The organism is Segatella bryantii (assembly GCF_022024215.1).
Lineage (GTDB): Bacteria > Bacteroidota > Bacteroidia > Bacteroidales > Bacteroidaceae > Prevotella > Prevotella bryantii.
Window position 1 is genome coordinate 2,214,422 of the sequence record NZ_CP091798.1, and the last position, 22,307, is coordinate 2,236,728.

A 22,307-nucleotide genomic window follows, 5' to 3' on the forward strand; every position below is an offset into this window, starting at 1 on the left:
TTCTTGCAGAAATAGTTTAAAACATTTAATAGTACGACAATGGCTGATAATAATATAAATAGTCCGATCGTTGATTTCGGAGAACCAGAACAGGAACATAGCATCATCAAAGTAATCGGAGTTGGTGGTGGCGGTGGAAACGCTGTTAACCATATGTACCGCGAAGGTATTCACGATGTATCATTTGTATTGTGTAATACTGATGCACAGGCTCTTAACGACTCACCTGTACCAGTACATCTTCAATTAGGTGCAGAAGGTCTTGGTGCCGGTAATAAACCAGAAAGAGCAAAAGCTGCTGCCGAAGAAAGTATCGAAGATGTCAAAAACATGCTCAACGATGGCACGAAAATGGCATTCATAACAGCCGGAATGGGTGGCGGTACTGGTACAGGAGCAGCTCCAGTAATTGCACGTGAATCAAAAGAACTCGGTATCCTTACTGTGGGTATCGTAACTATACCATTCCGATTTGAAGGAGACAAGAAAATAGATCAGGCTCTCGACGGCGTAGAACAGATGTCTAAACACGTAGACGCTCTTTTGGTCATCAATAATGAGCGACTCCGCGAAATATACCCTGCTCTTACTGTACTCGATGCATTTGGCAAAGCAGATGATACACTAAGTGTAGCTGCAAAAAGTATTGCAGAAATCATCACGAACCATGGTCTTATCAATCTTGACTTCAATGACGTTAAGACTGTATTAAAAGATGGTGGTGTAGCTATCATGAGTACTGGATACGGTGAAGGCGAAGGCCGCGTTAAAAAAGCTATCGAAGATGCACTCAACTCTCCTTTGTTGAATGACAACGATATTTTCAATGCCAAGAAAATTTTGTTAAGCATCAACTTTAGCAGCGACAAAAATAATGGTGAAGGCGCAGGCTTGATGATGGAAGAAATGAACGATGTAAACGACTTCATGGCGAAGTTTGGCAGCGATTTCGAAATAAAATGGGGACTTGCTCTTGATCCTGAACTCGGCAAACGCGTAAAAGTAACCATCTTAGCAACAGGTTTTGGCTTGGAAAATGTAGATGGAATGAGTACACGTCTCAATAAATCTGCTCAGGAAGAAGCAGCTCAACGCGCAGAAGAAGAAGAAAAAGCAGAGCAAATGCGCCAACGTCGTATCCATTATTATGGCAAAGACGGAAAAACAAATCTGTACAAACGCAGACCTAACATCTATCTCTTCCGTCCTGAAGATCTTGATAATGAAGATGTTATCATATCTGTAGAGAATACGCCAACCTACAAGCGTACTCACCAAATGCTTGAGGAAATCCGTAAACAAGCAACAGGACTAGTTATGGAAAATAATAACGATGACAAACCAGATTCACCTACACCAGGAGTCATTAGCTTTGCTTAAGCAAAAAGACTTTTAAGGACATCTATAGATTTTAATTCCGGAAATCCCGGAATATGAAGACGATAATATAAAAGAATCACCTCTGTACAATGATTACGCTCCTCGCGTGACATCGTATAGAGGTGCATTGTTTTATAGGACAATCGCATCAATAAAGCTATCAAGCTAGATTCTTTCGAGGATACATAATCTTTATGAATAGGAACCAAAGAAGAAAAACACGCATTTCTAAGATCAAAGATATCCCCCGGATGGTAATCCTCTAAGTTAGGATAAAAACCCAAAAATAAAGAAAGCTTCATCATAAACACCAAATGAAAATTTGAAAAAGAAGAAACTGCACCATCAAGCCACCTCATGCTGTTGTGTATATAAGAGAACAAAGGGATATTCTGCTGCTCATCACGAGTAGCATATAGCAAAAATTCAGCCATAAACATTGAAATAGCCAACTTGAATGCATCAAAAGGGACTGAACAATAAGGAGATTCAATGGCAATATCTTGAAGATGCTGCAACTTACTGTTACTTCGATAGTCATATTCAACCAAAAGTAGCGTTAAAGGCTGGAAAAACTGCTTTTTGTATTTGCCTTTCTTAGAAGAAGAAACATGGCAAATAAATGAAATTCTTCCCTGCTCCTCGGTCAACATATCCACAATCTGTTGCGATTCCTTAAATTTAATCGAATGGAGCACAATTGCTCTAGTTTTTACCAACATCTCGAATAATTCAATTATTTTAGGGCAAAAATACAAAAAAACATCAGTTTTCTAAAATTTTTCGTTCAAAAGTTTGGAGGAATAAAAATAATATCTTAACTTTGCACCCGCAAAATAAAGCCAAGGTCCCTTCGTCTATCGGTTAGGACGAGAGATTTTCATTCTCTAAAGAGGAGTTCGACTCTCCTAGGGACTACGAAAAATAAAAAGAAGAAACAAAGATGGCAAATCACAAATCATCAATCAAGAGAATCCGTCAGGATAAGAAGAAGGCTTTGCACAATAAGTATTATGCAAAGACTATGCGCAATGCTGTCCGTAAGTTGCGCGCTACTTCTGAAAAGGATGAAGCAGTTAAGCTCTATCCATTGGTTCAGAAGATGTTAGATAAGTTGGTTAAAACCAATATTATTCACGCTAATAAGGCTGCAAACCTCAAATCAGGTTTAGCACTTCATATCAACAAATTAGCTTAATTTAGCTATTTTGTCAGAACAAGGCTGAAGTCTATATAGATTTCAGCCTTGTTCTTTTTACATATCCTTCAATTATCCATATCACGAAGAAACCATTTTTAAAGACTTTTTTAGCATATTTTATGGGCTATTTTAGTCGTCTTTTATTCCCTATTTCATTGTTTTTTAGTATCTTTGCACGTAAATAATACTAATCAAAACAAATGGCAGAAAATCAGAATAACGAGGCAAATTACTCGGCCAGTAATATTCAAGTTCTAGAAGGACTTGAAGCTGTACGTAAGCGTCCTGCTATGTACATTGGAGACATAAGCGAAAAAGGTCTCCATCACTTGATCAATGAGACGGTAGACAACTCTATTGATGAAGCTATGGCTGGTTATTGTACAGACGTTCAAGTTACTGTTAACGAAGATGGTTCTATTACTGTAGAAGATAATGGTCGTGGTATTCCTGTTGACGAGCATAAGAAATTACACAAATCTGCCCTTGAAGTTGTCATGACAGTTCTACACGCTGGAGGTAAATTCGACAAGGGTTCATATAAAGTATCAGGTGGTCTCCATGGTGTAGGTGTAAGTTGTGTTAACGCACTTTCTACACACATGAAGTCTCAAGTATTTCGCGACGGTAAGATATATCAGCAAGAATACGAAAAGGGTAAGCCTCTTTATCCTGTAAAAATTGTCGGCGAAACAGATAAACGTGGTACACGCCAGCAATTTTGGCCAGACCCTACGATTTTCACAACAACAACATTCCAGTGGGACATCATAGCTCGACGTATGCGTGAACTTGCTTATCTAAACGCTGGTATCCGCATTACACTGACTGACCTTCGTCCAAATGCTGAAACAGGAAAAACTCGTCAAGAAGTATTCCACGCTGTCGAAGGCTTGAAAGAATTCGTTCGCTATGTCGATCGTCATCGTACCCATTTGTTCGATGATGTTATTTATCTGAAAACTGAAAAACAGGGTGTGCCTATCGAAGTAGCCGTAATGTACAATACTGACTACTCTGAGAATATTCACTCTTATGTTAACAATATCAACACTATCGAGGGTGGTACACACCTCACAGGATTCCGTACTGCACTTACTCGAACGCTGAAAGCTTATGCAGATAACGATTCTGCTATCTCAAAACAGATAGAAAAAGCTAAGATTGAAATTGCTGGTGAAGACTTCCGAGAGGGTTTAACTGCTGTTATCTCTATCAAAGTAGCAGAACCTCAATTCGAAGGTCAGACTAAGACCAAACTTGGTAACAGTGAAGTTGCTGGTGCTGTACAGCAAGCTGTAGGAGAAGCATTAAGCGATTATCTTGAAGAACATCCTTCTGAAGCTAAAGCTATCTGCGAAAAGGTGATTCTTGCAGCTACAGCGCGTATCGCAGCTAGAAAAGCACGTGAAAGTGTTCAGCGTAAGAATGTAATGACCGGTGGCGGTCTTCCTGGTAAATTAGCAGACTGTTCTAACAAAGACCCAAAACAATGTGAGATTTTCCTTGTCGAGGGTGATTCGGCTGGTGGTTCTGCTAAACAGGGCCGTGACCGTTATACACAGGCTATCCTTCCACTACGCGGTAAAATTTTGAACGTTGAAAAAGTGCCATGGCACCGAGTATTCGAAGCTGAATCTGTTATGAATATCATTCAGAGCATTGGTGTTCGATTTGGCGTAGAAGGTGAGGCAGACCGTGAGGCAAACATCGATAAGCTCCGTTATGACAAGATTATTATCATGACCGATGCCGATGTCGATGGTTCTCACATCGACACTCTGATCATGACACTATTCTTCCGCTTTATGCCTAAAGTTATCGAGGAGGGACACTTATACATAGCTACTCCACCGCTCTATAAATGTACTTTCAAGAATAAAGTGAGTGAATATTGCTATACAGACCAACAACGACAAGCATTTATTGACAAATATGGCAATGGTATCGATGATGGCAAGAGTATTCACACACAGCGATACAAAGGTCTTGGTGAGATGAATCCTGAACAGTTATGGGAAACGACAATGGATCCAACTAGCCGATTACTGAAGCAGGTAACTATTGAAGATGCAGCAGAAGCTGATGAAACGTTCTCTATGCTTATGGGCGATGATGTTGAACCACGTCGCGAATTTATTGAGCAGAACGCAACCTATGCAAATATCGACGCATAACAATAATAGATATAGGCGGACGGCTTTCCGTCCGCCTATCATTTTTTTATGCATTCCCATGCGAATTTCATTACTATTATTTTTACTTTTACAACTTACACACTTACAGGCTCAAGAATTTAATTGTTACTGGATTTGTCATCCAGAAGCTGATGATTCATCGCAAATACAATTTCAGCACACTTACCGATCGATAAAACGCCCCCAACAAGCATCACTGACTGTTGCCAGTACAGGACGGTTTCAAGTCTTTGTGAACGAGAGAAATGTATCCAGGGATGTTCTTTTACCATCCATGGCGCATTCTAACAATACTGCACAAGCTATCAGTTTCGACATAACACGCTTTTTAGATGAACAGTATAACACCATCGCTATATGGTATTCACCTATAGAAGGGATTAAGACTGACAAACAGATATCAGCATGTTATTCAGGCTTGGATTACGATGGCAAACCATTCAGCCATTTTGCTGATGGAAGCTGGAACTGTAAGACAACAGGAATGTATACTTTACCGGGCAACGAAGAATATATAGACGGAAGAAGAAAAAATGCCTTATGGAAAAGTACAGATACAGGGAACCTCGATTGGAAAAATCCATGCACTTCCTCTGATACAACTCACTTTACGTACATCTTAAACACATCCATATATCCATCACAGCACATCGTAAAGCATCTGGAACCTGTAAATATCAGTACTGACAACCTTGGTACTCACGTAGATTTCGGTCGAACATTTACAGGCTGGATTCGAATTACCTTAAGGGAGGCCAAAATGGGTGAAGAAATCCAAATAGGAGGCCTTACCTACATCTGTACAGGTGAAATGGATGAACAAGCTTGCCGAAAATTTACTTATGACACCCAGAAAACTGTATTAATAACGGGTGACAGCGATTTTAAACCAGAACAAATACAGTCTATAGAAGGTCTGGAAATCGTACCATATATTCATAATAGTTATCTCTATTAAAAGAGAAATAAAATAAGATTCTTTTATAAATGATATTGGATAAAATAGAGCCCATTACAATTTTTTCTGCAAAAATAGCCAGTAAAAAGGATTTATATATTGAAAATGACCTCATCCTCTTTGACGAAGTCAACGAATTACCGTTGCCTGCAGAAAGTCGTAAAATGGGGTGCATACTATTAGCTTTATGCCTAAAAGGTCATGCGGAATATATTGTAGATACAGATAAACTCATTGTTCATCCGAATGACTTGATGATTATCAACGAAGGACAATTAACAGAAGATTATAAACTTTCTGAAGATTGCAGTGGCATTGCAATAATGCTTTCACAAGACTTTTTACAAGAAATCATCGAAGGAGTTAATGAGATTTCATCTTTATTTTTATTCTCACGCACCCACCCTATCCTCAGCCTGCAACCTGAAGAAGTTAATGCTATCATTAACTACTTTCAACTGCTCAAAGAGAAAGTTCAAAATAAAAACCATCATTTTCGCAAAGATACTGTCAGAATGCTGATTTCTTCTATGATATACGATGTCAGCAACGCTATCTATCGCATACAGCACATCAATATCAAGCGACAATCAAGAGGAGAAATTATACTAGCAAAATTCATTTATTTGGTAGAACAGAATTTCAAAAGTGAGAGACGAGTAAGCTGGTATGCACAGAAACTATGTATAACCCCAAAATATCTATCTGAGATTATCAAACAGGTAAGCCATCGCACACCTAATGAATGGATAGACTATTACGTCACTAGAGAACTTAAAGTATTACTCAAAAACTCTGGAAAAAGCATAAAAGAAATAACCCTAGAAATGAATTTTGCTAACCAATCATTTCTTGGAAAGTTCTTCAAAGAACACGTAGGCATGTCACCTACAGAGTATAGAAGGCTCCATTAGCCTTCTATACATCAATCAAGCCCTCTTTTTTAAGCTCTGCTGCAATATCTAACAGTTCTTGGTACCATTCTTCACCAAATCTGCGTTTTAAAGGTCCCTCAAGAAATTTATAAAGAGGTAAATTAAGTTCTCTACCCTTTTTAACAGCATCCTTACAGATTTTCCACTTGTGATAATTAATACCATACAAGTTATTACCAAAATTCTTTTCTCGTATTGGATATAATGCACACGAAATAGGCTTTACAAATTTCGTTCTACCCTGTCTAAAAGCGCGTTCTAAACAACAAAGGCACGTACCATTTTCGTAACAAGTAAAGACGCAGTCCTTACCATGAACAATACTAGTCACCAAATCGCCTTCTTGGTCTGCATAAGCCACTCCTTGCTTATCTACTACAGATTGAGCAGAAGCTGCCATGTCAGCCCATACATCGTCTAAAACATCCTCGATATCTGCAATCTCATCCATAGTTACCGGAGCACCTGCATCCCCTTCGATACAGCATACCCCCTTACAGGCTTCCAGATCGCAACAAAATTTTTCAGTAAATATATCTGGTGACACCAGCACATTACCTACTTGTAAAATATGAAGTTGTTGATTATCCATTGCGTATATAAAAAAGAAGGTAAACCATAAGAATTCAGGTTTACCATTCGATTACCATTCAATAGGTGTTTCTCCCTGCTGTTGCAAGTATTCATTACAACGAGAAAAATGATGATTACCAAACCAACCTCCACGGTTAGCTGATAATGGCGAGGGATGAACCGACTGTAATACTAAATTCTTTGAAGAATCGATTAAAGCCGCTTTGCTTCGTGCATATCCTCCCCAGAGTAAATATACGATATGCTCACGGTCACGGTTAAGAGCCTTGATAGCCGCATCCGTAAACTGGTTCCACCCCAATTTTTGATGGCTATTCGCCTGATGTTCACGTACCGTTAAAGTAGCATTAAGCAGAAGTACACCTTGTTGAGCCCATCTGGTCAAATCACCATTGGCAGGCATCGACTTACCAAGGTCCATCTGGATCTCTTTGAATATATTAATCAGTGAAGGAGGCATAAGGATACCCTCTGGCACAGAGAAACTTAATCCCATAGCCTGTCCCATCTCATGATAAGGATCTTGACCGATAATGACCACCTTCACTTGATCAAAAGGACAAAGATTGAAGGCATTGAAAATCTTGTTGCCTGGAGGAAAACAACGATAATGCAAATACTCCTCACGAACATAATTGGTCAAATTAACAAAGTATTGTTTGTCAAATTCTTCACCAATATGCGCTTTCCAACTGTCTTCAATCTTTACGTTCATATCTTGATTATTTATCTTCAATCAGATTTTCACCTGTCATATCAGCAGGCTTTTCCAAACCCATAATATGGAGAATAGAAGGAGCTACGTCTGCCAAACGACCATTCTTTACCTTAGCAGAGTTATTGTCTGTGACATAAATGAATGGAACCGGATTCAATGAGTGAGCTGTGTTAGGAGTACCATCAGGGTTGATAGCATTATCAGCATTACCATGATCAGCGATAATCACTGCCTCATAACCTGTAGACTTAGCAGCTTCTATAACCTCACGTACACACTGGTCTACAGCATATACTGCTTTAGCAATCGCATTGTATACACCTGTATGACCAACCATATCACCGTTAGCAAAATTAACTACGATGAAGTCATATTTATCTTCCTTGATAGCAGCTACCAATTTATCCTTAACTTCAAAGGCACTCATTTCTGGCTTCAAATCGTATGTTGCTACCTTTGGAGAAGGAACAAGAATACGATCCTCACCCTCATAAGGCTCCTCGCGACCACCATTAAAGAAGAAGGTTACGTGAGCATACTTCTCTGTCTCTGCAGTATGAAGCTGCTTCTTACCCAACTTGCTCAAGTATTCGCCCAAAGTATCTGCAACATTCTCCTTTGGGAAAAGAACAGTTACATTCTTAAAGTGAGCATCGTATGGAGTCATGGTGTAGAACTTCAAGTCCTTAATAGTATGCATACCTTCTGCAGTAAGATCTTCTTGAGAAAGCACCTGAGTAAGCTCCTTAGCACGGTCGTTACGGAAGTTCATAAAGATAACAACATCACCTTCCTGAATAGTACCATCTACGTTAGCATTATTGATAGCCTTGATAAACTCATCAGTTACACCTTCAGCATAGCTTTCCTCTACAGCTTTAACCATATCAGTAGCTTGCTTACCCTTACCCTCAACGAGCAGGTCATAAGCTTCTTTCACACGATCCCAACGCTTATCACGATCCATAGCATAGAAACGGCCGATAATAGAAGCGATATTAGCATCGTTCTTTTCACAAACTGCCTGAAGCTGCTCGATGAAACCCTTACCACTCTTAGGGTCTGTATCACGACCATCCATGAAACAATGTACGAAGAGATTCTTCAAGCCATATTCCTTGCCAATTTCAACAAACTTGAAGAGATGATCTAAAGATGAGTGAACACCACCTGTAGAAGTTAGTCCCATCAAGTGAACTTTCTTACCGGTTTCCTTAGCATAAGAGAAAGCCTCTACAACACCCTTATTCTTAAGGATATCACCGCTTTCACAAGCCTTGTTGATCTTCACGAGGTCCTGATATACTACACGACCTGCACCGATATTCAAGTGACCTACCTCTGAGTTACCCATCTGTCCGTCAGGAAGACCTACGTTCTCACCAGAAGCCTGGAGTTCAGAATGAGCTGATACTGCATTCAGATAATCCAAATAAGGAGTAGGAGTTCTGAAGATAACGTCACCAGCACCGTTGTTACCGATTCCCCATCCATCGAGAATCATCAATAAAGCTTTCTTTGCCATAACTATATAAAAATTATTATCTTAAGATTTTATTTTCGTGCAAAATTAACAATAATCACTCAAATAGCGAAACAAAACGCCTGTTTTCTATCGCAGAATTTCTGCAGCATACTGTCCCATCAGTTTATAGCCTTCTGCATTCGGATGTAGCCAGTCACTCTGATAGTTTTTCATCATTCTGTCGGTCTCTACCGGATCGCGTAGCAGTTCGTCGAAATCGAGTATACCATCCACCTTACCTCTCTGACTTCTTATCCATTCGTTCACCGTAAGTCGGGCGGCCTCGTGGAATGGAGAATAGTAGCCAGCTCCCTTAAACGGAGTTATGGTACCTAGATACACTTTCAGTTTACGGGCTTTGCATTTTTTAATCATTTCTTCGTAGGTAGCAATAAGCAACGCCGCTACAGCCTCACTATTACCTTTGCTATTGCCGATATCATTCACCCCCTCAAAGATCACCACGCTCTCTAAGCCCTGCTGCTCTAAAATATCACGATTGAAGCGCAACTTGGCCATTGTTCCGAAGCCACCGGTAGTAGCTACACGATTATTACCAATGCCCATATTCAGAATACCCACGTTATCTACTTTATGTTTTAACTGTAGATATTCAGAAAGCATATCCGGCCAGCGATTTTGCGCATTATCGGTACTACCCTTTCCGTCTGTAATCGAATTGCCAATAATACCGATAGCATGAGCTTTGGTAGAATAGACATCTATGGCCGAGATATTAAACCAGTGATTTTCGCGAAAAGATGGTGCAAAATTGCTGTGCGCATTGGTTACACCCTTCATGATATAAGAAGTAGTACGAGACCCCATGTGTACCGTAGGTTTAGAAGGAGCTTTCGTGTAATTGATGGTAATAGCCAGTTTTTGCAATGGGACCAGTTTAAAGAGCAAAGCATCACTTGTTAAAGTCTTACCTGCAGGAATAACAGCCTTATACTGATTACCAAACTTTAGATATTTTGCCGTCTTTGGCAGAATCGTAAAAGAATCTACAGAAGTAGCAACATATACGGAACGTATATATACCGGTTCAGAACTTAATTCATTTGACAATTGAAGGCGAATCATATCACCACCTATTGAGACTTTAACGATCTGACGAACCGAACGATTAGACATGTCATTATTGTATGGCATATACGATTTTACAGGTATCTGCTGAGCCGTTGCCCAAGTACCTACCCAATGTTCATCAATAGTCGTCTTAACCCGTGCCTGAGTAAACAGGGCACACAACAAAAACCAAGCTAATAATATTCTTTTCATAATATATGCAAAGTTACTTCTTTTTTTGCGATTATGTGCGACTGTTTATAGATAAATTAAGGGCTAGCACGCCTGCTAGCCCGTGTCGAGAGAGAAATTAGTTAATCATAGAAGATTAACCATATTTCCTTATATAACAACTTACAGATTACAACTGCTGCAATCTGTGTTGTTTTTATGTATTTGTAATGTAGTGTACTTAAAAACATAGTCGTCTTTAGAAGTATTTAGCGTGCTTCTTGAAGAAGCAGACTCTGAACACATGATACGACTTCTCCACTTTCAATCCCAGAAAATGGTATAACTATGAACTTGTTTTATTGGTAATTTACGAACATCACTCTTATAAATAGATAAATTTTGAATTCTCTCTCTGTAAGTATTTTGTTTTCTTATTGAGTGCAAAGATATTAATATTTTTGAAATTACCCAAAAAATATAATCAAAAAGCAACTTTTTTACTTATTTTTCTTTCATATTATTGTTTTATTGAACATTTATGCTTCTATTCTGAAAGTATTATAGCAATTTTGTACAAAAAAGGGCTAACCTAAAGGTCAGCCCTAAATATCGAGAGTATTGTTATTTTTATTAACGATTGCCACCAGCCCACCATACTGGTTCTGTAAATACATAGTTACCAGCATCATTACCAGTGCCGAATGCAGCAGCAACATTAGGATTAGAAACCACGTCACTGTCACCATAAGGCAAACGTAAAGGCCAACGGTTGAAACCACCCTGTGTATTCTTAGAGTTAGTCATGGTAACAGCATAGCTGCCATCTACATAACTACAACGACGCATATCATTGTAGGTTTCCAACTGCTCATCACGAGTCTGAGCCAAATACTTCTGAACAAAAATCTCCTTCAGAGGATTAGCTGTAAAAAGTACCTTCTCTGCTACAAGATAGTCTGCAATCTCAGAATCAGAGATTGTTGTTTCTGTTACAGGGCTACAAGCGTCAGAATAATCTTCCATAGAAGCAGTAACAGCTGTTTCAAAATCTGCAGTAGCATCCTGACCTAAACGAGCCTTAACCTCTGCGAGGATAAAGTAAAGCTCTGACTTGCTGAAGATGTGTAAAGAAGCTGCACCATTCTCCAACCACGCAGGAGCATTTACATATTTTGTCTCCTGAGCCATTTTGTCATCACCTGGTGTAGCGATTACATCATTTTCAAACATATTGAAGTTATACAGTGCATAACGAGGGTCATTACGGTCCTTCATCAAGTTGCCAACAGTTGTTGAACTTCCAATATAATAACGGCTCCACCAATAAGCAGACCAAGAATTATCGGCTGTTACACCATTGAATACATTCAAACTGCAACCATCAAAACCTGCCTCTACAGCTGCATTAGCTTCTGCAAGAACCTGTTTCAGCAAATCATCAGTTTTGTTTACACCATAGGTATGGAGCAAGTAGCGAGCCTTAACTGCGTGAGCCAAGCCCAACCATTTCGCAGTCTTACCACCAAAAAGAATATCTTGAGAACCAACTTCAGAACCACCCTTAGCCAGATTAACAATAGCATCATCAAGCAGACTAAAAATATGGTCATATACATCTTTTTGGCTGTCTATTTTAGGAGCTGCAACTTCGCCAAAAGCCTCAGAATAAGGGATATCTCCATGAAGGTCGGTCAAAACACCCCAATTGATAGCCTCAAGCACTTCTGCCATACCCATTACATCACTATGACCAGCATTGATACCGTCTGTAGCTTTCTTACGGATATTAACGATGTTATTCAAACTAGTATAAGTAGAGTTCCACTCATTGTTGAATACGGAACTACCTGCCAATTCTGAAGCATGACGAAGCTCTACGTTCTTCAACTGGTTATTACCTGTACCAAAGAGTTGCTCTGTATATGAAGAAACATACCAAGCGTAGTTTCCACAAAGCAAAGAGTAAACGGTAGAAGTTTCAGCCTCTGTGATCTGGAACTTAGCATTCACGATGTCCACACCAGAGTGAGCCTCATCCTTATTAATGGAATCCAACTGGTTTTCAGAACAAGAAACAAGTCCGAAAAGAGCCAGTGCAAATCCGAGCATATATATTTTTTTCATAATTGAAATCCTTTCTCTTAATTGATAAATTTAATTAGAATGTAATTCTGAAACCACCACCAAAGCTTGAAGTGTTAGGTACAGAGAAACGCTCGAAATAACCACTCATATTACCATTACCCTGTGAACTTTCAGGATCAAGGTTAGGCATCTTAGACCACAACAGAATGTTTCTTGCGAAAGCATATACAGACATATCAATACCAGCGAACTTAGGCAAATTGTATGACAAGGTTAAGTCGCGAAGTTTCAAATAACTTGTATCGAAGATACCTGCTTCAGTAACCTCGTTGTAAGCTTGGTAGTATTCCTGTTTGCTTACCTCCACGGTATTCTTCTGACCAGTTGCCTCATCGATACCCTCAGCTACCATAGTACCTTCATGGTAAGGAAGAGATTCTTCTGTTGCACCGAAATAATTCATGGTCAAGATAGTACCGTTGTACATGCGACCACCTTTCTGCCAATCCAATGTAGCAGCAAGATTCAAACGCTTGTAGTTTACATTCAGGTTGAAGCCCATGTTAAAGTCTGGAGTACATTCACCCAGGTTTACACTGGCAGAAGTAGCCTGTGGAAGACCATCTACGAGGAGTAACTGACCATCTTCTGCACGCTTGAATGCGTAACCATAGATATTAGGATAGGTGTAACCTGCCTGAGCACGTATCTGTGGCTCTACGAAACCACCTAACATGATACTTTCTACACCCTCAGCGAGTTCCTTAACCTTGTTGTTTACTGAAGTAAAGTTAACACCTAAGTCAACATTCCAATCCTTACTTTCTACAATAGCAGCCTTAACAGAAAGCTCGTGAGCCCATGTTGTCATACGACCAGCGTTGGTACGAAGATACTGATAGCCTGTAGAACCAGCAGTAGGAACATCAAAGATCTGATCTTTTACATCCTGATAACTCAAGGTGTATTCTACCTTTACTCTATTCTTGAGGAGACCTAAGTCGAGGCCCATTTCCCAGTTAGAAGTATTCTGTGGCTTCAAATTCTCATCAAACTTGACATAGTAAGGAGAATAAGCCGTTGCACCACCAAGAGGATAAGAAATAGGAGTATAGATATACATACCACTACCATAAGAAGGTACATACATATAGTTACTGTAGAACTGACCAGCCTGGCCTACCTGAGCATAAGAGGTACGCAATTTACCATAAGAGAGGAAATCACTCTTTAAAGCAGGAATCTCTGTGAAAATCCAACCCAATGATACAGATGGATAGAAGAAAGAACGGTTGCCACGTGGCATAGTAGAAACAATATCGTTACGTCCTGTTGTTGTGAAGAACAACATATTCTTCCAAGATAAAGAGAGTTGACCAAAAGTACCAACGGTACGTTCCTGATGGTTGTATTCTGAATGAATATCGATAGAAGTGGTGTTACCAATAACTGGCTGACCATAGAAAGCCAAACCTGAACCATCGTAATCCCAATAGCGCTTGCTTTCGTGGTTGAACTCGTTACCGAGCAAGAAACCGAAATCCCATTCTTTATCTGCACCCCACTTAGCTGTGAAATTAGCAGTAAACAAGTTGTTGAAGATATTAACTTGAACACCATAGTTCTCTACTTCACCCTTATTGTTATAAGCAGAACCGATTTCAGCTACAGTACTGTTGTTGGTAGTATAGACATCAATACCAGCCTGCTCACGGAAAACGAGGTTATATTTATCTGTATCCCAATTGAACTTAGGGCGATACTCTGCGTATGCATTACCAAATACACGGTTGGTGTGCTGAGAGAACTCATCATTGTCAGCCCACCAGTATGGGTTATTAAATGTAGTACTACGGAATAAGACCTGACTGGTAGGGTCACCAGGAACACTGTAAGGAGTACCCTTCAAATTATACTCAGCAGGAGCAGAGTAAACCACGTTCATAATACCATTGTTAGCACCAGGAGCAGAGGTAATCTTCACTGCACTATAGTTAGCAGAGAAACCCGTCTTCCACTGATCGTTCACCTTCCAGTCTACAGCACCACGAGCACCAGTACGGGTCATACCTGTAGAAGGGATGATACCATTCTGATAAGTATCGCTGATACTAAATGAGTAGCTTACATCATTTTTCATTTGAGAGATGTTGAAGGTAGAGTTCTGGGTGAAACCAGTTCTGAAGAAATCACTTACATTATCATAAGTCTGAGGAGTAGTCCAACCATCTAAACCGGCAGATGCATATTTAGGATTATAGTACTGACCAGCATGTGAAGTCAAATCACCATTGGTATACTTATTATTAGTATTACCACCATAAGTTGGGTCATTAGCCAATTCGCTAATCTTAGGTCCCCATGTCATTGAAGAGTTTGGATTATATGCATCTATACTGTTACCCTGAGCATAAACATCCTGATGTTTGAACTTACGGCTAACAGTCTGAGCACTCAAATCTGTAGAGAAAGTAATCACTGGCTTGTTAGACTGCTTGTGACCACGCTTAGTAGTAATCAAAACAACACCATTAGAAGCACGAATACCATAAAGAGCAGAAGCTGCCTGACCCTTCAAGATATTGATAGACTCTATATCCTCTGGGTTGATATCAATAGTTCGACTTGCCTGGTCAGCACCGGTTACAGAGTTACCAGTACTATAGTCAGCCTGAGAAGAAATAGGCATACCATCAACTACATACAATGGAGTATTGTTACCATCGAAAGAACGTGCACCACGAATTGTAATCTGGGCAGAAGCACCAGGTGCACCTGATGAAGTACGAATATCAACACCAGTAAGTTTACCTTGCATGGCACTTGCCAAAGAAGATGTACCAGCCTTGTTCAATTCGCTGGCATTCAATGACTGAGCAGCATAGCCTAAGGCTTTCTTGTCGCGTGAAACACCCATAGCTGTAACTACAACTTCATCCAACACTTTATTGTCTGGATCAAGTTTGATGGTCATGTTACTAGAAGCAGAAACCACCTTAGTAATCATACCTAAGTAAGATACTTCAAGTTTGCTACCTGTAGGCACAACAACTGAGAAGTGACCATCGATATCGGTCACTGCACCTATTTTAGTACCCACAATCTTCAGTGAAGCACCAACAACGGGTTCTCCATCTTCACTAGAAAGTACGGTACCTGAGGCTTGTGTCTGAGCCAAAGCCATTCCTAAACTAAGGAATAAGCAGGCGAAAAAAGTCATGAGTCTTTTTTCCATAAAATCTCTCTCTGTTTTAAAGTTATAATAAATACGAAAAATTTAATCTGTACAAATCAAAATATCTTAAATAAAATATTTCCCTCTTATTGGGTGCAAAGTTATATTATTTTTTAAATTTAAACAAATTTTATAACCAAAAAGTTACTATTCTGAATAAAAAAGTAATAATCTAATAGGTAAAACGCTATTTTTATGTAAATTTTACTACTTATTCACACCAAACGCATGGTACAAATAACAATTACCAACCTTTGGTAACATGATTACCAATATGTGGTAACAACGTTACCAAAGATTGGTAACGACATTACCACATAATGGTAATAAGATGATTTGTTCTTCTCACTCTACATCAAGATGGAGGATGGGAGGATAAATTAAGGTTTTCAAATCAAGGATAGCTACAACTTAGGAAAAGTCATATACATCTTGGTAATGATCAAACTCTAGACATTTCGTATACCCAAAGTTTTTAAACATCGCAAGGATATTCTCCTGCTGATTAGGAGTAAGCACTCGCTCTCCCCTATTATAGCGATAATAAGTACCATTCCCCCCAAGATAAGCCTTCACTCGCCTATGCAAAGTAGCACTATCCGCTCGTGTTAACTGTCGGAAGAGTTCATTCATGCCCCAGGCACCACGCATAATACGTATCTGCTTGAAATGTACACAATGCCCATCATGAAGTGCTGTAGGATAAACAGCAGGACCAAAGGATACGTTAGCAGGAACATGCTCCCCTGCTAAATGACTAATACAGGCTGTAGCCATTGGACAGTCTTGAACGAAACATAAAGGCCACGATGGTGGCACCATGTCAAATGTAAATTTCAATTTCTTATCCATGATATGATTTGTGAGTTTTACTTACTCCTTATATATAGAAGATTTTATGTAAAAAAAGAGTGCCATAAGATAAACTTATGACACTCCATATATTGAATAACGAATTTGCTACGCAAAAATTATTCCTGATTCTTGATTAATGAGTTGTAATCGACCTCACCATTAGGAACAACCCAAGTCCACTTATTACCAGACTCTGGAGTAACCGTTACAGCAACTGCAGTATGGGCATTACCACCCTGAGCAAAACTGTGACGAACTACAGGAATATTCCAGCGCTTATAGTCGCTCCATGCGAAACCTTCACCCCAAAGTTCAACCTCACGATAGTCTTTGATTTCATTGAAGAGTTCCTTACCAGTCTTATTGCAAGTGTACTCTGGATTTCTTACCACGTTAAGAGCCTCTAAAGCACTCTTGGCAGCTGCTTCATTACCCAAGAAATAGTTTGCCTCTGCCTCGATAAGATACATTTCGCTTGAACGGATAAATGGTACATAACCAACACCAGGCTGATCGTTTACCCAGAACTTCATCTGACCATCAAGGTAATAATATTCTGACTGATAAGCTGCAGACTTACCCTTTACATTATGAGCCTTGATAACAGAATCAGCAGATTCCCATGCCTTGTCATAAGCCTCACCTGAACCCATGCCGATGATACCATAAGTTTGATTTACACCTGCATTGATAGTAGCAGCCCACTTGGTAGAATCAGCGATCAAAGCTTTCAAAGCTGCAGAATCTGCAGAACCTGATTTTCTAGCTTCAGCCAATTTTTCCTTAGCCAAAGTCAACTTCTCTGAGAACTCAGGGAATACTTTATCCTCTGTAATAAAAATCTGCTTACGTACATCATTATCTGGAATACGCTCGATGAGCTCATGGCCAATAGTACCAGCACCAGTAGGCTGAGTTGTAGCATAGTAACCATTACATGCGCCCTGGGTACCAAAAGCCCAATACCAGTTATTCTCAGCTGTACTACCATAGCTACCAAAGATCCATTCGCTAGTAGGATCACAGAAGCCCTGCTGATAATCACTTCTTGACATCAACTCAAAACCTTCACGAGCCAACTTAGCCTGCTCTAAAGCCTTACTATAATCTTGTTTGGTCAATGCAGCACGAGCATATACAGCATGTGCAACATTTACATTAGGTATCCAAACCTCACTTGCATTGCGATTAGATTTAGTTGAGCCAAAAAGTGAAATTGACTCATCTAGATCTTTGTAGATCTGCTGATAAGTTTCAGCCAAAGTAGAAGCTGCAATTTCATTGGTAGACTCATCTAGACGCAAAGGAAGTCCACGACTAGCACCATTGTTACTATCCTGCCAACGGTAGCAATAATAATGAATCAATTTCTCATAAGCAAATGCACGGAAAGCAAGTGCAGAAGCTTTCACAAACTTCTTATCGTCTTCAGTACCCTCGGCATCATCAGCATGATTGATAATAGCATTGGCTGAAACAATAAGCTGATAGTAATATGCCCAAGCATAGCTATCATAGATAGATGTACCACGAAGGTGGAAGGTCTGATTATGGAGAGGTGACCAACCAGAAGCATAGTAGTTATAATTATAGTTCTGGCTTGGCAAATTCTCATAGAGGCGAATAATACCACTCTCACCTACAAAAGGAGAACCATAATAATACTGCTGTGTGGTCATCTCTTTAGCAATACCATTAAGGGCACTACGAAGACCAGTTGTTGTTTCATATACCTGATCAGTTTCAACTGACTCAGATGGAGAGACATTCAGATAATCACTGCCACAAGATGACAGGATAAGTGCTGAAGTCAGCACTACACCTGAAAATATTTTATTAATATACTTTTTCATTATAATAATTGCTTTTACCTATTAGAAAGTGAACTGCAAGCTGAAGTTAAATACACGAGCTGATACATAAGTATCATCTGTAGAACCTGTGAATGAAGACTGAGGGTTCAGACCCTTGCGTGAAGTAAGGGTGAAGAGGTTTTCAACACCAGCCTTTGCGTAAACACCCTGAAGACCCCACTTTGAAACAAGAGCCTTTGGCAAATTATAACCCAATGTAATATTCTTCAAAATCAAATAAGAAGAACTTGTCAACCAACGGTCACTAGTAGCATTAGTATCTGTACTACGATTGAAGTTCAATACTGGGATGCCATTTGGATCAATACGGTTAGCAGAAGTTTCTGTCATACCAGCTGGCACACCATTCCATGACTTCAACACATCTTCATGAAGAGCTGATGCTGAAGAAGCTGATGATGTTGACATCAAACTCTGATATGTTGCATCGTAAGTCTTACCACCAAGGCTATAAGAGAAAAGAAGATTCAAAGAAAGGTCTTTCCAAGACAAGTTAGAAGCAAATGATCCGTATACAGATGGGAGTGCTGTACCTGCCCATACACGTGCAGCATAAGCTGTAGAAGTAGTATACTTCTTACCATTGATTTCAACCAATGCACCGTCTGCAGCTGCAGTAGACTCAAGTGATGTATTCAAAGTATACAAAGAGTTACCTGTCATCTGATCTACACCCTCGAAGTGATAAGTATACCACTCATAAGCAGAATGACCCTCTGAATAGTTCTGCTGACCATGAAGGATGTCCTTGTGATCTGGAAGAGAAATAACCTTGTTGCTCAAAGTAGTTGCATCAAGTGCTAAATTCCATGTCCAGTTCTTACCTCTTACGACATCACCGTTGAAAGAGAACTCAAAACCACGGTTAGAAAGAGTACCAATGTTCTTATACAGTGTCATATTAGCAATATTGCTGTCATAAGGGAATGAACCTGCAGACAAAGGCATACGAACTTCAAACAAAAGATCCTTAGAACGCTTGTCATAGTAACCAATACTGAAGTTCAAACGATCAAAGAGTGTACCCTCTACGCCAAAATCAACAGTCTGAGTAGTTTCCCACTTAATATCATCGGCAGCTAATTTCTGGCGAACCAATGCTGGGTTATCACCATTTTTAGTGATGTAGTAAAGACCCTGATAACCATAGTAATCTACAGCCATATCATTACCTACTTCACCATATGAAGCACGAAGACGAAGAGCATCTACCCATTTTACATCTTTCATGAAATTCTCTTTCTTCATATTCCAGTTAGCACCGAAAGAGAAGAAATCACCCCAGCGATGACCATCCTTAAACTTAGATGAACCATCACGACGATAAGAGAAATCTGCAAAATATTTAGAATCATAATTGTAACGTACTCGACCCATATAAGATTCTGTCTTATACTCGTAAGTATAACCTTCAGTAGAAGAGTTTGTTACAAAGTTACTCAATGACAAGAGACCATCAATAGCAGCATTCGTATTCATCACTTCATGAGACTTACGTCTCCAACCATTATTTTCATGTCCAAGCATGACGTCAACGTTATGCTTGTCGAAATCATGATTCCAAGTGAGAAGTTCCTGACCAGTCTTCTTTTCATAGTTATAATCATATTCTGAAAGACGACCATTGTTGGCAGCACCATCACCGATGTTAGGGTTATTATACCTCTGACGGTTTGATGTTGTTGTATTTAAGTTGCTGGTCAAAGAGATTCCAAAACCATAAGGCAACTTAATCTTAGCAAAACCTGTAGCATCGATAGCGTTACGTCTTGTACGATCTTTATCTGTACGAATTTCGTAACCGATGTTACGGTTGCTCAAATATGAAGACTCTGTATCCCACTGCTTGTTACCATTTGCATCAAGTGCATAGGTACCATCTGCATTATGTTTGTAATAAGAATAAACAGGAGCCATATAACGAGCTACGTTAAATGGGTTAGCATAAGCACTACCTGAAGCATTTGAGTTAAAGTCACGGTTTGAAGAAACACCAGAGAGGTTCAAACCAACCTGCAACCAACTCGTTGCATCGTATCTGGCATTAATACGACCAGTAAAACGCTCGAACGCTGAGTTCTGGATGTAACCCTTCTCATTCAAGTAACCAACAGAAGTATATACATTGAATTTTTCGCTAGAAGCACTTGCTGTAGCGGTATACTCCTGACGATAACCAGTACGTTCTACGATATCATTCCAGTCTAAATCGGTATAATTAGGATTCAAAGTACCGATCAATTTACCATTTTCATCAAACAAAGCATTATCAGCCTCGTTATAGATATTCTTACGGGCAAAGTCGCCAACTAAATTATTAGTTGCATAAGCTGCTGCTTGAGCTTCTGAATAACCAGCTACATCCATAACATAGTTCTTCATCGCTTTCCAAGAAGCTTCCATCCACTGGTTTGCACCCAAACGTTCGTATTCTGGAATACCACGCTGATAAATACCCTGATTAATATTAAGAGTTACTGTTGGTTTAGAAGACTTTGCATGCTTAGTAGTAATCAAGACTACACCATTTGCAGCACGGTTACCATACAAAGCTGCTGAAGAAGCATCCTTCAAAACTGACATACTCTCGATATCGGCAGCATTCAACTCTGAGATCTTTCCTTCGTAAGGAGTACCATCAACGATATAAAGAGGCTGGTCTGCATTACGAACACCATCGGAATTATGACTAGTACCATTATTAACCAAGGTTCCGACACCACGAATATGAATAGTAGGCTCAGCACCTGGCTCACCATATGAGTTGTTCACCTGAATACCAGGAGCACTACCCTCAAGAGCACCGGTTACTGATGTACCAATACGGTCTTCAATCTTTTTACCATCAACAACTGAGATTGCACCAGTAATACTCTGGCGTTTCGCTGTACCGTAAGCTACAACTACAACCTCATCAAGATTCTGACGATCAGGCTGAAGATTCACATTAAGCTTACCACCCTTTGAGGTAACTGTTTGAGATGTCATACCTATGTATGAAATCTCCAACTTAGAACCTGCAGGAGCATTCAAAGAAAAGTTACCATCAATATCGGTAACTGTACCCATTTTTGTGCCTACTACTTTTACAGACGCACCAATAACAGGCTGTCCATCTTCAGCAGAGATCACTGTACCACTAATTTGTGTTTGAGCCATAGCCATCCCTGCAGACAGGACAAGACCAGCTAAAACCATCTTTAGTCTTTTTTCCATAAATCCCTCTCGATTTTTTTAATTAAAATGTTTATAGTTATAATTTCTTTCTGCGACATATAACACTAATTTATTCTCATAAAATCCTGCTAATTTCTCTCACAAAAAACAGCTCGTATCATATTGTCGTACACTACATTTCAAGATACAATTCACCCATGCAGGCAAACGATTGGCAAAATTACCATATATTAATAAGGAAAACAAATTATTGCGTATAAAACCATAAATATTTAACATTCATTAGCAGTAAAAATCATATAAACTCTTTAAAACTGTTAGAATATC

The 22,307-nt window shown here is 39.5% G+C and carries 15 protein-coding genes and 1 tRNA gene; 6 read left to right on the forward strand and 10 right to left on the reverse strand.

The window, feature by feature from the left end; all coding sequences use genetic code 11:
* Positions 1-39 precede the first annotated feature (39 nt).
* Positions 40-1,380: a cell division protein FtsZ gene (ftsZ, locus tag L6471_RS13515; RefSeq protein ID WP_027453175.1), complete on the forward strand. Its 1,341-nt coding sequence runs from the start codon at positions 40-42 to the stop codon at positions 1,378-1,380.
* Here ftsZ and recO read toward each other — a convergent pair.
* Complete coding sequence (gene recO / locus L6471_RS13520) at positions 1,377-2,102, reverse strand: DNA repair protein RecO (protein WP_173651928.1); 726 nt, start codon at positions 2,100-2,102, stop codon at positions 1,377-1,379. The two genes, ftsZ and recO, sit on opposite strands and share 4 nt — an antisense overlap.
* Before the next feature lie 124 nt (positions 2,103-2,226).
* On the opposite strand from recO, the gene L6471_RS13525 reads away from it, so the two are divergent.
* The 5 genes from L6471_RS13525 to L6471_RS13545 all read left to right on the forward strand — a co-directional run bounded on the left by L6471_RS13525 (position 2,227) and on the right by L6471_RS13545 (position 6,651).
* A tRNA-Glu gene (locus L6471_RS13525) sits at positions 2,227-2,298 on the forward strand.
* A gap of 25 nt (positions 2,299-2,323) precedes the next feature.
* Positions 2,324-2,578: a 30S ribosomal protein S20 gene (gene rpsT, locus L6471_RS13530; protein WP_006281605.1), complete on the forward strand. Its 255-nt coding sequence runs from the start codon at positions 2,324-2,326 to the stop codon at positions 2,576-2,578.
* Positions 2,579-2,781: 203 nt separating this feature from the next.
* Positions 2,782-4,758, forward strand: a complete 1,977-nt coding sequence (gene gyrB, locus L6471_RS13535) for a DNA topoisomerase (ATP-hydrolyzing) subunit B (protein ID WP_094448255.1) — start codon at positions 2,782-2,784, stop codon at positions 4,756-4,758.
* Positions 4,759-4,816: 58 nt separating this feature from the next.
* A complete protein-coding gene (locus L6471_RS13540; RefSeq protein ID WP_039869706.1) occupies positions 4,817-5,737 on the forward strand; it encodes an alpha-L-rhamnosidase N-terminal domain-containing protein in 921 nt (306 codons plus the stop codon).
* Positions 5,738-5,766: 29 nt separating this feature from the next.
* Positions 5,767-6,651, forward strand: coding sequence for a helix-turn-helix domain-containing protein (locus tag L6471_RS13545; RefSeq protein WP_006281608.1), 885 nt, complete (start codon positions 5,767-5,769; stop codon positions 6,649-6,651).
* A gap of 4 nt (positions 6,652-6,655) precedes the next feature.
* Here L6471_RS13545 and L6471_RS13550 read toward each other — a convergent pair whose 3' ends face one another.
* From L6471_RS13550 to L6471_RS13590, 9 genes are all read right to left on the reverse strand, one after another.
* Positions 6,656-7,264: a DUF3109 family protein gene (locus L6471_RS13550; protein WP_006281609.1), complete on the reverse strand. Its 609-nt coding sequence runs from the start codon at positions 7,262-7,264 to the stop codon at positions 6,656-6,658.
* Between the two features lie 51 nt (positions 7,265-7,315).
* Positions 7,316-7,981, reverse strand: a complete 666-nt coding sequence (gene ung, locus L6471_RS13555; protein WP_006281610.1) for a uracil-DNA glycosylase — start codon at positions 7,979-7,981, stop codon at positions 7,316-7,318.
* A gap of 7 nt (positions 7,982-7,988) precedes the next feature.
* A complete protein-coding gene (gene gpmI / locus L6471_RS13560) occupies positions 7,989-9,509 on the reverse strand; it encodes a 2,3-bisphosphoglycerate-independent phosphoglycerate mutase (RefSeq protein WP_006281611.1) in 1,521 nt (506 codons plus the stop codon).
* 87 nt (positions 9,510-9,596) lie between these two features.
* Complete coding sequence (locus L6471_RS13565) at positions 9,597-10,793, reverse strand: SGNH/GDSL hydrolase family protein (RefSeq protein ID WP_074614392.1); 1,197 nt, start codon at positions 10,791-10,793, stop codon at positions 9,597-9,599.
* 591 nt (positions 10,794-11,384) lie between these two features.
* Positions 11,385-12,878 carry a SusD/RagB family nutrient-binding outer membrane lipoprotein gene (locus tag L6471_RS13570; RefSeq protein ID WP_237797445.1) on the reverse strand — a complete coding sequence of 498 codons (1,494 nt, stop codon included), beginning with the start codon at positions 12,876-12,878 and terminating at the stop codon, positions 11,385-11,387.
* A 34-nt stretch (positions 12,879-12,912) separates the two neighbouring features.
* Positions 12,913-16,074, reverse strand: coding sequence for a SusC/RagA family TonB-linked outer membrane protein (locus tag L6471_RS13575; protein WP_094448258.1), 3,162 nt, complete (start codon positions 16,072-16,074; stop codon positions 12,913-12,915).
* Positions 16,075-16,485: 411 nt separating this feature from the next.
* Complete coding sequence (locus L6471_RS13580; protein WP_027453182.1) at positions 16,486-16,926, reverse strand: DUF6078 family protein; 441 nt, start codon at positions 16,924-16,926, stop codon at positions 16,486-16,488.
* A 119-nt stretch (positions 16,927-17,045) separates the two neighbouring features.
* Positions 17,046-18,782, reverse strand: a complete 1,737-nt coding sequence (locus L6471_RS13585; protein ID WP_237797446.1) for a RagB/SusD family nutrient uptake outer membrane protein — start codon at positions 18,780-18,782, stop codon at positions 17,046-17,048.
* 21 nt (positions 18,783-18,803) lie between these two features.
* Positions 18,804-22,019 (reverse strand): SusC/RagA family TonB-linked outer membrane protein, encoded by a 3,216-nt coding sequence (locus L6471_RS13590; protein WP_027453184.1) that lies wholly within the window; start codon positions 22,017-22,019, stop codon positions 18,804-18,806.
* Between the last annotated feature and the right edge of the window lie 288 nt (positions 22,020-22,307).

What these genes read in the sequence shown, in the direction of transcription:
- ftsZ (WP_027453175.1), top strand. Translation starts at nt 40, where the DNA reads ATGGCTGATAATAATATAAATAGTCCGATCGTTGATTTCGGAGAACCA.
- recO (WP_173651928.1), bottom strand. Translation starts at nt 2,102, where the DNA reads ATGTTGGTAAAAACTAGAGCAATTGTGCTCCATTCGATTAAATTTAAG.
- rpsT (WP_006281605.1), top strand. Translation starts at nt 2,324, where the DNA reads ATGGCAAATCACAAATCATCAATCAAGAGAATCCGTCAGGATAAGAAG.
- gyrB (WP_094448255.1), top strand. Translation starts at nt 2,782, where the DNA reads ATGGCAGAAAATCAGAATAACGAGGCAAATTACTCGGCCAGTAATATT.
- L6471_RS13540 (WP_039869706.1), top strand. Translation starts at nt 4,817, where the DNA reads ATGCGAATTTCATTACTATTATTTTTACTTTTACAACTTACACACTTA.
- L6471_RS13545 (WP_006281608.1), top strand. Translation starts at nt 5,767, where the DNA reads ATGATATTGGATAAAATAGAGCCCATTACAATTTTTTCTGCAAAAATA.
- L6471_RS13550 (WP_006281609.1), bottom strand. Translation starts at nt 7,264, where the DNA reads ATGGATAATCAACAACTTCATATTTTACAAGTAGGTAATGTGCTGGTG.
- ung (WP_006281610.1), bottom strand. Translation starts at nt 7,981, where the DNA reads ATGAACGTAAAGATTGAAGACAGTTGGAAAGCGCATATTGGTGAAGAA.
- gpmI (WP_006281611.1), bottom strand. Translation starts at nt 9,509, where the DNA reads ATGGCAAAGAAAGCTTTATTGATGATTCTCGATGGATGGGGAATCGGT.
- L6471_RS13565 (WP_074614392.1), bottom strand. Translation starts at nt 10,793, where the DNA reads ATGAAAAGAATATTATTAGCTTGGTTTTTGTTGTGTGCCCTGTTTACT.
- L6471_RS13570 (WP_237797445.1), bottom strand. Translation starts at nt 12,878, where the DNA reads ATGAAAAAAATATATATGCTCGGATTTGCACTGGCTCTTTTCGGACTT.
- L6471_RS13575 (WP_094448258.1), bottom strand. Translation starts at nt 16,074, where the DNA reads ATGGAAAAAAGACTCATGACTTTTTTCGCCTGCTTATTCCTTAGTTTA.
- L6471_RS13580 (WP_027453182.1), bottom strand. Translation starts at nt 16,926, where the DNA reads ATGGATAAGAAATTGAAATTTACATTTGACATGGTGCCACCATCGTGG.
- L6471_RS13585 (WP_237797446.1), bottom strand. Translation starts at nt 18,782, where the DNA reads ATGAAAAAGTATATTAATAAAATATTTTCAGGTGTAGTGCTGACTTCA.
- L6471_RS13590 (WP_027453184.1), bottom strand. Translation starts at nt 22,019, where the DNA reads ATGGAAAAAAGACTAAAGATGGTTTTAGCTGGTCTTGTCCTGTCTGCA.